Origin of the sequence: Stutzerimonas stutzeri (genome assembly GCF_024448935.1) — a bacterium.
GTDB classification, from domain to species: domain Bacteria; phylum Pseudomonadota; class Gammaproteobacteria; order Pseudomonadales; family Pseudomonadaceae; genus Stutzerimonas; species Stutzerimonas stutzeri_AO.
In genome coordinates this window covers 1-12,727 of sequence record NZ_JAMOIE010000119.1, presented here as the reverse complement: position 1 = coordinate 12,727, position 12,727 = coordinate 1, and the positions used below count along the sequence as shown (strand labels likewise).

13 protein-coding genes are annotated in these 12,727 nt (G+C 58.8%); 10 read left to right on the top strand and 3 right to left on the bottom strand.

What is annotated here, in order from left to right; all coding sequences use genetic code 11:
- Positions 1-13: 13 nt before the first annotated feature.
- The 10 genes from NA637_RS22450 to NA637_RS22405 all read left to right on the top strand — a co-directional run bounded on the left by NA637_RS22450 (position 14) and on the right by NA637_RS22405 (position 8,954).
- Positions 14-226 carry an AlpA family transcriptional regulator gene (locus NA637_RS22450; protein ID WP_256074739.1) on the top strand — a complete coding sequence of 71 codons (213 nt, stop codon included), beginning with the start codon at positions 14-16 and terminating at the stop codon, positions 224-226.
- Positions 227-256: 30 nt separating this feature from the next.
- Positions 257-1,120 carry a ParA family protein gene (locus NA637_RS22445; protein WP_003289334.1) on the top strand — a complete coding sequence of 288 codons (864 nt, stop codon included), beginning with the start codon at positions 257-259 and terminating at the stop codon, positions 1,118-1,120.
- Positions 1,104-1,340 carry a type II toxin-antitoxin system HicA family toxin gene (locus tag NA637_RS22440; RefSeq protein ID WP_102857160.1) on the top strand — a complete coding sequence of 79 codons (237 nt, stop codon included), beginning with the start codon at positions 1,104-1,106 and terminating at the stop codon, positions 1,338-1,340. Before NA637_RS22445 ends, NA637_RS22440 begins: the two co-directional genes overlap by 17 nt.
- Entirely contained in the window at positions 1,333-3,042 is a 1,710-nt protein-coding gene (locus tag NA637_RS22435) for a ParB family protein (RefSeq protein WP_256074738.1), read from the top strand. Before NA637_RS22440 ends, NA637_RS22435 begins: the two co-directional genes overlap by 8 nt.
- Before the next feature lie 18 nt (positions 3,043-3,060).
- On the top strand, positions 3,061-3,621 hold the full coding sequence (locus NA637_RS22430; RefSeq protein ID WP_003289339.1) for a DUF2857 domain-containing protein: 561 nt from the start codon (positions 3,061-3,063) through the stop codon (positions 3,619-3,621).
- Between the two features lie 6 nt (positions 3,622-3,627).
- The gene (locus NA637_RS22425; RefSeq protein ID WP_080573135.1) at positions 3,628-4,815 is read left to right on the top strand and encodes an STY4528 family pathogenicity island replication protein; all 1,188 of its coding nucleotides are present in this window, start codon (positions 3,628-3,630) and stop codon (positions 4,813-4,815) included.
- A gap of 167 nt (positions 4,816-4,982) precedes the next feature.
- Entirely contained in the window at positions 4,983-5,762 is a 780-nt protein-coding gene (locus NA637_RS22420) for a PFL_4669 family integrating conjugative element protein (RefSeq protein WP_003289341.1), read from the top strand.
- Positions 5,759-6,310, top strand: coding sequence for a DUF3158 family protein (locus NA637_RS22415; protein WP_003289342.1), 552 nt, complete (start codon positions 5,759-5,761; stop codon positions 6,308-6,310). Before NA637_RS22420 ends, NA637_RS22415 begins: the two co-directional genes overlap by 4 nt.
- The gene (locus tag NA637_RS22410; RefSeq protein WP_003289343.1) at positions 6,307-6,702 is read left to right on the top strand and encodes a single-stranded DNA-binding protein; all 396 of its coding nucleotides are present in this window, start codon (positions 6,307-6,309) and stop codon (positions 6,700-6,702) included. Before NA637_RS22415 ends, NA637_RS22410 begins: the two co-directional genes overlap by 4 nt.
- Before the next feature lie 245 nt (positions 6,703-6,947).
- Positions 6,948-8,954, top strand: coding sequence for a DNA topoisomerase III (locus NA637_RS22405; protein WP_003289344.1), 2,007 nt, complete (start codon positions 6,948-6,950; stop codon positions 8,952-8,954).
- A 580-nt stretch (positions 8,955-9,534) separates the two neighbouring features.
- Here NA637_RS22405 and NA637_RS22400 read toward each other — a convergent pair.
- The 3 genes from NA637_RS22400 to NA637_RS22390 form a co-directional block, all read right to left on the bottom strand.
- Positions 9,535-10,383: a hypothetical protein gene (locus NA637_RS22400; protein WP_256074737.1), complete on the bottom strand. Its 849-nt coding sequence runs from the start codon at positions 10,381-10,383 to the stop codon at positions 9,535-9,537.
- Positions 10,384-10,396: 13 nt separating this feature from the next.
- On the bottom strand, positions 10,397-11,275 hold the full coding sequence (locus NA637_RS22395) for an OST-HTH/LOTUS domain-containing protein (RefSeq protein WP_256074736.1): 879 nt from the start codon (positions 11,273-11,275) through the stop codon (positions 10,397-10,399).
- 442 nt (positions 11,276-11,717) lie between these two features.
- The gene (locus NA637_RS22390) at positions 11,718-12,521 is read right to left on the bottom strand and encodes an endonuclease NucS domain-containing protein (protein WP_256074735.1); all 804 of its coding nucleotides are present in this window, start codon (positions 12,519-12,521) and stop codon (positions 11,718-11,720) included.
- Between the last annotated feature and the right edge of the window lie 206 nt (positions 12,522-12,727).

Below are 12,727 nucleotides of genomic sequence, written 5' to 3'. Positions count from 1 at the left end.
AGGAGTGACCACCATGTCCACCGAGCACACCTTCTCTATCGCGGATCGACGCATTCTGCGTCGCGCAGAAGTTGAAGCCAAAACTGGATTCAAACGCGCGCACATTTACAACCTGATGAAGGACGGAAAATTTCCCAAGGCCTTACGTCTAGGTATCCGCGCTGTCGGCTGGGATTCAGCTGAAATCGACCAATGGATTACCGAACACCTCCAAGAGCGCGCTTGACATCGCTCCACTGCCCAAGAGGAGCGAGTCATGCAAGTGATCGCCATCATTTCGACCAAGGGCGGCGTTGGCAAGACGACCGTCGCCGCCAACCTGGGAGGCTTCCTCGCTGACGCAGGCAAGCGCGTGCTCCTGCTCGATCTGGATGGTCAGCCCACGCTGTCGTCCTACTACGAGCTAGCAAGCCGTGCCCCGAACGGCATCTACGAGCTGCTGGCATTCAACGAGAGAACACTGCCGCACCTGGTTTCGCACACCATCATCGAGGGACTTGATGTGGTGCTATCCAATGACGAGCACCAGCAACTGGGAACATTGCTGCTGCACGCAGCGGATGGACGCTTGCGGCTACGCAACCTGCTGTCATTGTTCCAGCCACATTACGACGTGATGCTGATCGACACACAAGGTGCCCGCAGCGTTTTACTTGAGATGGCCATGCTCGCCGCTGACTTCGCGGTGTCACCGATCACTCCGGAAATTCTGGCAGCCCGCGAACTTCGGCGCGGCACGCTCCAACTTGTCGACGCAATCGCCGCTTACCGCTACCTGGGCATCCAACCGCCACCGCTGCATTTGCTGATCAACCGCGTTCCGGCCGTTTCGTCGAGCGCCAGGTTGGTCCAGCAAACGCTGCGCCTCATCTTCCGTGAACATAACGAGATCCAGATTCTGCGTACTGAAGTACCGGCCATCGAGGCATTTTCTCGTGCTGCAACAGCAGGCCAGCCGGTACATCGCATCGAACACCGGCGTCCGTCCGGGCGTCAGGCACCCGCGGCGCTGGAGACCATGCGTACCCTGGCAACCGAACTCTGCCCGCATTGGCAGGAGCAGTTTGCCCAAGTGACCGGCCGGATCGACAGGAGGCGAAGCCATGTCGAGCGTCCATGACCTGTGCCGTGGCCACAATCGGCTGTTAACGCTGATCGAGTTTGCCTTGGAGGATGGCTGGGAGGTCAGTCGCACATCCGGAGGCCACCTGAAATTCGTGAAGACGGGCCTGCCACCGATATTCACCAGCTCGACGGCAAGCGATCGCCGTGCAAGCCAGAATGCCTGGGCACAACTGCGCCGGGCAGAGCGGGGCCTATCGGGAGGTCAAGATGGCTGACGTCACCCCTCAGGAAATGGCCGGCAAGCTGATGGCCGATGCGTTCTCTCGCAGCGGTCCCACTGCACAGGCACTGAGCGATCCCGCCGTGGAAACGCCGATGGTTGTCACGCTAGACGATCTGCGCCCCTACGAGCTTGACCCACGTATTACGCGCAATCCTCTCTACGATGAAATCAAGGCCTCAATCCGGGAGCGGGGTCTGGATGCACCGCCATCGATCACTCGGCGGCCCGGTGCCGATCATTACATCATCCGTAATGGCGGCAACACCCGACTGGCGATTCTGCGCGAGCTCTGGGCGGAGACTAAGGATCAAAGATTCTTCCGTATCCCGAGCCTGTTCCGCCCTTGGCCCGAGCGCGGTGAAATCATTGCGCTGACCGGACACCTGGCCGAAAACGAACTGCATGGTGGACTGACCTTCATCGAGCGAGCGCTGGGTGTCGAAAAAGCGCGTGAGCTGTACGAGCAGGAGATCGGCAAGACGCTCTCTCAGTCGGAACTCGCCCGCCGCCTAACCGCTGACGGCTACCCGATCCCGCAGCCTCACATCAGCCGTATGCAGGACACGGTGCGCCACCTCCTGCCCACCATCCCAAACGTCTTGTACAACGGACTGGGAAGGCACCAAGTCGAAAGGCTGGCGGTACTGCGCAAAGCCGCCGAGTTCACCTGGGAAAAACAGGCAAGCGGCAAGCCATTGGGTGTCGACTTCGAAACGCTGTTCCACGACGTCCTTGCACCGTTCGACACACAGCCCGCAGTCTTTTCGACCAGACGAGTCCAAGACGAACTGATCGGGCAAATGGCAGAGCTGCTCGAAGCCGACTACAACGCGCTGGAACTGGACATCGACAACACCGAGCACCGTCAGCGTGCAGTAAACACCCCGCCACCTTCAGTCGAAGCTACGCCCGCTATCGCCATCCCCGAAACCGGCGCTGTGCCTCCACCAAAATCGACTTCGACTCGGCACGATGATGCTGCGGTACGTTCACCAAGCACTGCAGCTACGGACACGGCAACACCGCCAACGCCAGTACAGCCGCATGAGCCGCATGAGCCGCATGCTGCCCTGAGTAACCCTGATCGCGAGGACATTACAGCCGCGCAACTTCAGGGCCATATCGTTTCACCTGTCGCCAGCACCGAACGTCTGCAAGCGATCCAGCATCTGGTGGCCGAGCAAACCGGCGAACCCATGCTGGGGTTTGCAGAAAATGTATTGCAAGCCATCCCCGTCCAGGCCGGCAGTGGGCTCTTTCCGATAAGCGATGTCTGGTACATCGATCCAGGGCTGGACTCACCGGATCGGCTACGTATCCACATCGCACAATTTGCACGGGAAATCGCAGAGGAAGCCGACCTGACCGACTGCATCGAACCACTCAATGCCGGCATCGGCTTCACCTGCAGGGCTTCCACACAGGGCACTGGCGCACTTTCGGTGTTTGAGCGAACGGTATTGGCCCTGCTGCGCGCATTGAGTGCCCATTACGACGCAGAGTCATCCGTATTCGATCACGACGACTTCATGCTGGACGATGGTTTGGGATCACTGATGCATGGGACCGACATCAGTGACACAGCAACTCGCTCCCGCCTGAGCGACGACGGCTTGGTCAAGTTCTTCCGCCTGGTCCGGCTGGCACGCCGACTTCGTGACCTGGATACCAATCCCGATGAGACCGGCCACTGACAAGGTCAGGAGAGAACCATGTTGGCACCCCACCCACTGAATCAAGCTGTCGTGGCTCAAGCATTGCACGACCTACGCAACGGTCAACTGCGTCGCTGCCTGGCGATGGGATTCAGTGAGCGGGAGCTGGACGTCCTGAAGCAACCGACACTGGTGAACCTCTTAGTCGATGCCAAAGTGCCCTGGTGTTCGGTGACGGTCAATCGTGAGGTGCTGTGGCGACTCCTGAGCCAGATGCACGACATCGAGCAAGAGATTGCCACGATTGATCGCATGCTGCGCTTGGGAGCCAGTACAGAAATGGTCAGCAAGTTCTATGGTTTGACCCATCAAGAGGTGGCACTGCGTCGCGACATCATCGGCTTGCCCAAACGCAAAGGCCGGCACCACGTCTTGAATGAAGACCAGGAGATGACCCTGTGGAAGCACTGGAAGTCTGCTGTTGAAGAACGAAGCATCGCACTGGACGACGACAGCGCGATGCTGGAATTGGTGATGGACCTGGCCGAAGATTTGGCGTTGCCCATATCCGTGATCTGGGCCGCGATACGGAGCTGGATCGACCAAGGTCTGGTGTAGCCAGCCATGGTGCCGCCAAACCCTCGACCTGCAAGCGCTGCCTCTCTTTCAGCCCTGCTCGACGACGCCCTGCGGCACCTGACACCACCCAAGAGTACTGTGGCTGTCAGCAGCGACGGATTTATTTATAGCGGCAACCATCATGAAAGCGTGCCACGCACACTGTTTCTCGACAAACGCCTGACACCACTGGAGCGCAACGCCTGGCAGGTTTTCCGGCTCTTGCTCAACAAGGATGGAGTGACGGCATTTCCCACCTACGATCAATTACGTCCCTACTTAGCCTCAACGCCCTGCGCGGAACAGGCCTCGCATGAAACCGTGGCACGTGCGCTAACACTGCTGCGCCTGACACGCTGGCTCAGCCTCGTGCGCCGCCGGCGCGATCCCAAGACCGGGCGCATCAAAGGCAACCTCTACGTCCTGCACGACGAACCGCTTACACCCTTTGAGGCCATGCAGCTCGACCCTGAGTACCTTGGGCTGGTCAGCCACGCACTCAATCACGCCAGCAAGGCAATCCAACGAGTGGGCTACCACGCAATACAAGAGCTTTCCGAAGACCCCATGCTCAGCGGTCGTGTATTGCCAACGCGGCTGCAGGTGCTGGCGCAGCGCATGGCCCAGGGCAGCACACCCGCATTAAATAGTTATCCACAGGAGCAGCCCAGCCACGAATCCGAAGAAGGCAGCGACGCCTTTCTTCGGAATGGTGAACCACTGCTTTCGGATTCCGAAGCAGGCTCGAAAGCCAGCAAAACCAACCCTCTTCGGATTCCGAAGCAGGACCGTACTGAAGTACTTAGTAATCGTATAAATAAAATACGTACAGTACCGCGCGCGCAAGAACTCCAGGATCTGCAACTGCCCGAGCGTTTTCTGTCGCTGAAAGAAGAACAGCAGGCCGGTGCTCTGGTGGCTCTGCAACAGGTCGAGGCCGAACAGCGGCAAGCGGTGCTCGACGAATGGGCGGCACGCTGTCGCAGCAGCGAGGTGCGCAAACCTGCAGGCTACCTGTTCGGCATCATCCAGGCGGCCATTCGAGGTGAGTTCAAGGCATGGGCTGGACAAGGACAGAGCAATACCGTCACAGCCGATCCGACACCCACAGCCAATCCTAGGCCTGCGCGCCCCGAAGTCGTCCAGGCCCACCTGGAAAGCCTGCATGCACTCTTGAACCGCAACCGATGCTGAGTGGGATACGGCTGTGGACCTCCTTAGCGCTATCCCCAAGGGATAGTTGGAACAGACTGCCTTCCCTCGCCCACAAACCGGGCTGCATGCAGCTGCGTTTTGTTGACTGATCGCCTTCCGCTCAGTGCCCATGCTGACGACTCGTCTTTCTACCGCGAGTCGCCCTCATGACCACCGACAACACCTTGCAACTGAATCTCGGATCGCTGCGCAGCGTGATGTCGCTGACGCTGCACACCCACCACGCCTCGCGCATCTGGCACGGTCGAGCGGCAAGCGACGGGAAGCCCGGCATTGTTGGCTTGAACGGCTTCATTGCCATCGCCAACAAGATCAAGCGCGGGGCCGAGCAGGACGACCCTTACTCAGACTGGTGGATGCTGAGGATTGAGGAAAAGCTGACGCAGACCAAGGACACGTTGCAGGCCCTGCGCGAACAGGTCGACCAAGCCCTGACCGACGTGCCACCTGCGCTGTCGCTGGGCGAGAACATGAATGTACAACCGGTGAAGCTACCGCTGTTCGTGAATGCCCAGCTCGGCTTCCTGGCGGTGTATCTGCTGGCCGATTACGACGATCTGGCGCGCAAGCTGATCCTCGCCCACCACACCGCATTGATTGACCGCAGCACACTCGAACGCTGGCTCAACGAAGGAGCCCACTCCTTGCGCAGTCTGTTCTCGCTGGCCCAGCAGTACCGCTTCTCGGGCTGCATCAGGGATGACTTCGCCGCCAACAACGCCGTGGCCAGAGCGGCTATCGAGAAATTTGGCGAACTGCCGCAGGACGTGCTCGAAGGCACCCGGCGCTCTCGCTATGCGCCGCCCATCATCCGGCGCTCGGCATTGGCCGCCTCTCTGGCCCCAGCGGTGGGCGACAACTTTCCGGCTGAAGGCGCTGACGACCCGGTGACGACGGCAGAAGACAGCGGGGATGCACCGGCATGACGACGACCTCGGCATCTGCGGCAGACCGCCGTTTCCACCCCCTGGAACGGACTGACTTCCAGCGCCTGGAACACGCAGCCTCTTTAAAAGGCCTTTTAAAGCCTTTTAAAGGTAAGGGGACTCTCACCGAGTGGGCCAGCCAGTGCCATGCGCTACGCGACGATCTTATCGAACTGGCGCAGCGGCGCATCCTGGCACAGGCGGACGCTTACCCCTTCCGCCTGCTACCCGTTGAACTGGCCCAGCAGACCACTGGCGCAGGCACCGTTTTCTTGCGCTGGCGCAGGCCCGACCGCTCCGCCATGGGCGTGGCATTGTGGCAAGCGCTGATCACCAGCCCCGCCACGCCCGACACGCTGATCAACGACCTCTACGCGATGGAGCTACAGCGGGTCGTCATCAACATGCAAATCAGCTTGCTGCACACCTTGGGCCGCCAGGCCCAGGAGTGCGCCAGCAAGGTAGCCCAGGCCGAATCGACTTACCTGCAGCGTGTCCGCGGAAACGCTGCGTCCACCCGCACCACATGGTCCAAGGAGTCACTATGAGCACGCACTTTGTTGGCGAAGGCAACATCGGTTCTGCGCCAGAATTCAGGGAGTTCCAGAACGGCAACGACGAGCCACGGCGGTTGTTGCGCTTGAACATCTATTTCGACAATCCGGTTCCAACCAAAGATGGCTACGAAGATCGCGGTGGATACTGGGCACCCGTGGAGCTGTGGCATCGCGAGGCTGAGCACTGGCAAACGCTGTATCAGAAAGGCATGCGCGTACTGGTGGAGGGCCGCACGGTGCGCGATGAATGGGAGGATGCCGACGAGAATGAGCGCGTGACGTTCAAGATCGAGGCCCGGCGCGTAGGTATCCTGCCGTACCGTCTTGATGCAGTAACGCTGAGCCAGAAACAAGCTAGCGAGCCAGCCCAGTCTGCGGAGTAATGCCCACAAAAGACCTCGGTGGAACTATCCCCTGGGGATAGTTCCACCGAGTTCCACTGAATTCCAGCGCCGCTGTGAACGAAGCTGCTGGTAACTGCACAACGCCAGCCTTGTTCGCACATCACTGGAAGGACGTGTACAGCCGCACAACTGGGACTCTGTTGCTGCCACGTTGTTTGCTGCGGCCCATGCGGCTGACGGGAATGCTGATGGTCATTCGGTGACCATCACACCCCGGAGGCTGTATGCGCGTGTTCCTCTGCGAGAAACCCTCACAAGGCAAAGACATTGCCCGTGTGCTGGGTGCCGGCCAACGCGGCAACGGCTGCTACAGCGGAGCGGGCACCGTCGTAACCTGGTGCATTGGTCACCTGATCGAAGCTGCCCAACCGGAGGCCTACGGTGAGCAGTACAAGCGTTGGTCGATAGAGCAGCTCCCCATCATTCCCGAGTGCTGGCGCGTCGAGCCAAAAGCCGCAACCGCCACGCAACTCAATATCGTCAAACAACTCGTCGGCCAAGCCAACGAGCTGGTGATCGCAACCGATGCGGACCGCGAAGGCGAGATGATCGCCCGCGAGATCATCGACCTGTGCGGCTACCGAGGGCCGGTCCAACGACTGTGGCTGTCGGCGCTCAACGACGCGAGTATTCACAAGGCACTGGGCGCGCTGAAGCCGGCGAGCGAGACGCTGCCGCTGTACTACTCGGCACTCGCACGCTCCAGAGCGGACTGGCTGATCGGCATAAACCTCAGCCGCCTGTTCACGCTGCTTGGGCGTCAGGCTGGCTACGACGGCGTACTATCGGTCGGCCGGGTGCAAACGCCGACGCTGGCATTGGTGGTAGCCCGCGATCGCGAGATTGCACGCTTCGTTTCGATGCCATTCTGGAACGTCGAGATCGCGCTATCCGCAGGCGGGCAATCCTTTCTCTCCAGTTGGATCGCGCCGGACAGCTGCATCGATGCCGAAGGCCGCTGCCTGCAGCAGGCAGTAGCGCAACAAGCCGCCGATCGTATGCGCATTGCCGGCAGCGCCCAGGTGGTGTCGGTCGAAACGGAGCGCGTGCGTGAAGGTCCGCCGCTGCCATTCGATCTGGGCACGCTGCAGGAGGTGTGCTCTCGGCAAATCGCTCTGGACGTGCAGGAGACGCTGGACATCGCACAGTCGTTGTACGAGACACACAAAGCAACGACCTATCCGCGCTCGGATTCAGGCTACCTGCCCGAAAGCATGTCCGCCGAGGTGCCGACAGTTCTCGCTGCGGTGCTCGCCACCGATCCCAGCCTGCGTCCGCTGCTCGACCAGCTCGACCATACTCAGCGCTCACGCGCCTGGAACGACAGCAAAGTATCGGCCCACCACGGCATCATCCCGACGCTCGAACCGGCCAACCTGTCGGCTATGAGCGACAAGGAGTTATCGGTCTACAAGCTGATCCGCGCTCACTATCTCGCACAGTTCCTGCCGCATCACGAGTTCGACCGCACGACCGCCCACTTGCTGTGCGGCGGCCAGAACCTGCACGCCATCGGCAAGCAGGTGATCATCCCCGGCTGGCACCAGGTGTTGGCCGTACCGGCAGCGGATGATGCGAACGACGAATCGACACCGCGCAGCCAGGTATTGCCAGCCTTGCGCGAAGGCGTGTCCTGCCAGGTCGGCCAGGTTGATCTGAAGGCACTTAAGACGCAGCCGCCAAAACCTTACACCCAAGGCCATCTGATCAAGGCCATGAAAGGTGTCGCCAAACTGGTCACTGATCCGCGATTGAAGCAGAAGCTAAAAGAGACCACAGGCATCGGCACCGAGGCCACACGCGCCAGCATCATCAACGGCCTGCTCGACCGCAATTACCTGGTCAAGCAAGGTCGTACCGTTCGCGCCTCCGAAGCGGCTTGTACGCTCATTGATGCGGTGCCAGAAGCCATCACCGATCCCGGTACCACCGCCGTCTGGGAACAGGCCCTGGACATGATCGAGGCCGGCGACATGACGCTGGATGACTTCGTCGAGAAGCAATCCATGTGGATCACGCAGCTCGTGCAGCAGTATCGCGGTGCCACCCTGCCCATCAAAGTCCCTGCGGGACCCGCCTGCCCGCTGTGCGGCGGTGCCACATGGCAACGTACAGGCAAGACCGGCCCCTTCTGGTCCTGCCGTAGCTATCCCAATTGCAAAGGCACCCTTCCCATCCAGAACGGCCGGAAGGCCAGCGCAAAGCGCAGCGCGACACGCAAGTCGCAATAAATCTCGAAGTAAGGTCCCAGGCCCCGTTTCCTCATCGTATCGGCCATGGTCGATACGCATACCTCGCGCCCGCGGGGAACCCAGCACACACCATCCTTCTGCAATGTGTGCCCGTTGCCAGCATTTCGCTGGTTCAACGAGAAGGCGAACTCATCCGCAGTCCATCTCACGGACATCCTGATCTGTCGATTTTCGTTCCGAAGGGTCCCCTGGGGTCTTGTCTCGATAGTGGAACGAGCCTCCAGGAGACCCTTCGGGTCGAACGGTATTCAGTGCCGGTGCCCGCCGGCGAAATAACGGGTTCTTTTTGTACGCAGATGCGTGCCAAAGGATTTCGACCCCAGCCACGACACGGGTCGAGTGCAATCGCTGCAACAGCAGATGGCTTTGACGACGGCCACTCACTGCATCAGTTCACAGGTGGTTTCTTCCTCGGCAGCCGAAGGCCCAAGCCTTCGGCACCTTTCTCCTGCCTGTTCGAAATGTAGTGGTCAAGCCATCTCGGCCAGTGACACCACACTTATCAGCAGGCTGCTCATCCCAACTAGGCGCGCGCGCTCCAACCAACAGGCAATTTCTTCTAGTCAAACTGGTGGCTGCGTGAGAGATCCCGTTCTGGATGAGGGCCAAGGTAAAGCAGGAAAATATAGTATTCAGGGTCGCCCCCATAGGCATGATAATAGAGCCTCGCCGCAGACTGCCGCGTCGTCTTATCCCCTGATTTCAAATGGGTATTGCATTTTATGTGCAGCGTTTGAGCTTTAGGCCGAGCCACATCAATACTCACGGTGATACCGCCGCTCTGAGCATGTTTGATGCCGCGCTGGGAGAAGAAGGCCTCAAAGTCGCCTACCTGCCCTTTTGTATGGATGATCTCCACCAACGCATCAATAGCCTCGTTCACCCAAGCGTATCGGCCACGAGCGACTGCATCACAAAGGCTAATCGCATCCCCTAAAGGGATGAGCGTCGGCGTCCTACCCAGCACCGAATGAATGTAGATTGAGGGCAGTACGACGCCCTGATCGCCAAAAATTTCGTCGACCAGCAACTTTACAACTGCGTCCTGGAAGGCTTGGTCTAGCTTAGGGTTGACGCGCTCCAGAGCAGGACAACCATCCTCGCCCATGGCAAAGTCGACGATTTCACCGCCGAGGTCTTCTAAGGTATTAAGCTCATCCTCAAGCTCTGGCGGGAGATCTACGAACGGAAGAACGTATACGCGAGCGAGCTCGTAGCTCTCCAGTCCATCGTAATACGTGCGAAGCAAGCCAGGAGCCTGTGAAATGTCGGGCAGCAGCGTCAGAAGGTCGTGCTTTTTATGCCGATCGACCATTATCGACTTCACAAAGACACCAGAGGGTTTCAAAGCCGACTCCACTCGGCTCCGAATGATCTTTGGCAAGCCAATGATGAAGACCCGGCTCATAGCGCGCCATTCCTTAGAGCTGGGAGTGGCTCAGTACACTACCCAACAACACCGGAATAGCCACCCTGGCGATTTCATCCTCGCTCATCCGTTCCAGCAGCTTGATCGCTTGCTCGCGAATGCTCAGGACTGGCAGTACCGCTGTGCTTGTAACAACGACAGGCTCGATCGGATTGCGCTTGGGACTTGGGCGCAAATCATCAGTGCTGATGCTGTTCTGAGTGGCCCAAGAAGCAATGTGTTGGCCGATCTTGAGCGTACGAATTTTTCGCCACTCCTCAGCACGACTGCCGAGGACCTTAGTGAACGCAGTGTTCACCCCGGTTGAGTACGAGGAGCTCAGGAGTGTTTCAACTGTCTGAGGGTTGAGAGCCCCTTCACCCAACAAATCAATGAATTCCCTCATCCAGCCGACCTGAATTTCGCTGGTAAGGATGGCTATCTCAACGTAATCCTGCTGATTGAGCCGCCATTTCTCAGCGTACTCATCGTTGGGGCCCTCAACGAAGTGGATGATCCGGTGATCAATCTTGTTGAAAAACCGCTTTCGCTTGCCATCGGGGTTGGTGAACGCTTGCCAGACATCCGTACGAATGCTCGATAGCTGTTCACGAGGGGTGGGGGTTGACGCGCAATCTGGCGCCGCTACGGCTTTAAGCGAGACCGTGACATCACCTTTCGAGGACGGCCACGTCAGCTCGACATAATCACCTAGGCGCGTCTTGAGAAACTCTGCAAATTTCCGGCAGCCATAGTCGCGGACATTGAGTACCGGATAGCCTTCTCTGACTAGGGATTGGTTGAGGCGTTGCTTGAGGCGAGCACCAAGCTCGCGGGGGGTGCTGTGGAGCAGCGCCAAAATGCGCTGCTCGTAGAAATTGACGTCTTCCATTGAACGTTCCAGGCAATAGGCAATAACCCGTCAGATATGTATTTTTGGCGGGTATCGTACACATTAAGCATCGTAATTTGCCCGGTTCCAAACCGCTCGCATCATCGTTCTGACTGGCCGAACCAAATAAGCCGGTAGACACTTTGACAATACGGAAGCCCTCGGAGCATGAGAACTCGCTATATGCGATTCGCTTGCCCTTCAGTCGCTAAATCGATCATCGCATGCAATGTAGTCCGATATAGCTCAGGTGATAGTAACGGGTGTTCCAAGGGTACGTCAATCCAGCGCCCGACGAGAAGCCGAAGGAAGCTCCTCCCTCTCGATACCGAACGTCTAGGAAAACGTATAGCCGTGAGACGTATCCAAGCCTCGTGTACAGCCGCGTAAGCCGCCCTCTCCATGGGCCATTGATGGCTGGGAGGGCTAGCCATTGGCCTAGCTAACCAGGAAGATCCATTGCGGCGACCTTGGCCACGGCAACCTTGAGTTCATACTCGTAGAGTTCGATGCCAGGGATACCCGCAGCCGCCAGACGAATATCATCGGTCATCTTGCGGCAGACGATTATTCCCCTGACCTTCTGGCCTGGATCCGCGATCTCGCGCTGTACCCAGTTCTTGTAGCGCAGGGTTTGGCCGATCACCCTGTCGTATCCCTTGCTGACCTTCAGCTCGATGACACAAAGGTTCTTTTCACGGTCGATAGCCAAGATGTCGATTCGCCGGCCGTCGGCATCGTATTCGATCCCCCGGACTCCCTCAGGGTCTACATAGAGCTGCAGGCCGGTCTCGATGATCCAGAGGTTCTCAGCCAGGTATCGCTGTAGATCCTTCTCCAGAAGGAACTCGCTGGAACCAGGCAGGGCGTCCAGCTCGAAATCCTCCTCTTCATCAACGTCAGCCTCGGCGCTCTGCTCCAATTGCTGAGCGGTATCGCCTTCAACGTGCTCGCGGTAGGGGGCAGGATCCTGCCCTACGATATAGAGGCGATACTGGCCGGGGAGAACCCTGTACAACAGGTCATCGGATGTTTTTGTGGACGGGTGATGGAGCCGGCTCGGGTCGTTGGTCGACGCTTGGACTAGATGCGCCCGTATGCTGCCCTTGGCAAGCTTGGGAAAGTTGGCCGCGAACCACTGTACGACTCGCTCACGAGTGAACACCTGGCCAGGTTGGATATCCCATTCTCGAAGCATGTCCTTGAGGAGTTCACGCGTGGTTTTCTCGTAAATCTGACGACCCATTGGCTACTACAGCTCCGTGCGAACCAACTCTAAATGACGGCCATAAGCGGCTTGAGCGCTTGCGGCTATTCGGTGCCTTTCGATACCAGAGTGTCCGGATTGATCTTTGCGACGGCTACCACGTCGTAGCACTCAAAACTGTCCAGTGTTCTTTCTGGAATCGGCTGCGCTTTCACCCACTCAGCCAGTGCCGCGCGACGAGCAAA

What these genes read in the sequence shown, in the direction of transcription:
- NA637_RS22425 (WP_080573135.1), top strand. Translation starts at nt 3,628, where the DNA reads ATGGTGCCGCCAAACCCTCGACCTGCAAGCGCTGCCTCTCTTTCAGCC.
- NA637_RS22405 (WP_003289344.1), top strand. Translation starts at nt 6,948, where the DNA reads ATGCGCGTGTTCCTCTGCGAGAAACCCTCACAAGGCAAAGACATTGCC.
- NA637_RS22430 (WP_003289339.1), top strand. Translation starts at nt 3,061, where the DNA reads ATGTTGGCACCCCACCCACTGAATCAAGCTGTCGTGGCTCAAGCATTG.
- NA637_RS22390 (WP_256074735.1), bottom strand. Translation starts at nt 12,521, where the DNA reads ATGGGTCGTCAGATTTACGAGAAAACCACGCGTGAACTCCTCAAGGAC.
- NA637_RS22400 (WP_256074737.1), bottom strand. Translation starts at nt 10,383, where the DNA reads ATGAGCCGGGTCTTCATCATTGGCTTGCCAAAGATCATTCGGAGCCGA.
- NA637_RS22445 (WP_003289334.1), top strand. Translation starts at nt 257, where the DNA reads ATGCAAGTGATCGCCATCATTTCGACCAAGGGCGGCGTTGGCAAGACG.
- NA637_RS22435 (WP_256074738.1), top strand. Translation starts at nt 1,333, where the DNA reads ATGGCTGACGTCACCCCTCAGGAAATGGCCGGCAAGCTGATGGCCGAT.
- NA637_RS22450 (WP_256074739.1), top strand. Translation starts at nt 14, where the DNA reads ATGTCCACCGAGCACACCTTCTCTATCGCGGATCGACGCATTCTGCGT.
- NA637_RS22410 (WP_003289343.1), top strand. Translation starts at nt 6,307, where the DNA reads ATGAGCACGCACTTTGTTGGCGAAGGCAACATCGGTTCTGCGCCAGAA.
- NA637_RS22420 (WP_003289341.1), top strand. Translation starts at nt 4,983, where the DNA reads ATGACCACCGACAACACCTTGCAACTGAATCTCGGATCGCTGCGCAGC.
- NA637_RS22395 (WP_256074736.1), bottom strand. Translation starts at nt 11,275, where the DNA reads ATGGAAGACGTCAATTTCTACGAGCAGCGCATTTTGGCGCTGCTCCAC.
- NA637_RS22440 (WP_102857160.1), top strand. Translation starts at nt 1,104, where the DNA reads ATGTCGAGCGTCCATGACCTGTGCCGTGGCCACAATCGGCTGTTAACG.
- NA637_RS22415 (WP_003289342.1), top strand. Translation starts at nt 5,759, where the DNA reads ATGACGACGACCTCGGCATCTGCGGCAGACCGCCGTTTCCACCCCCTG.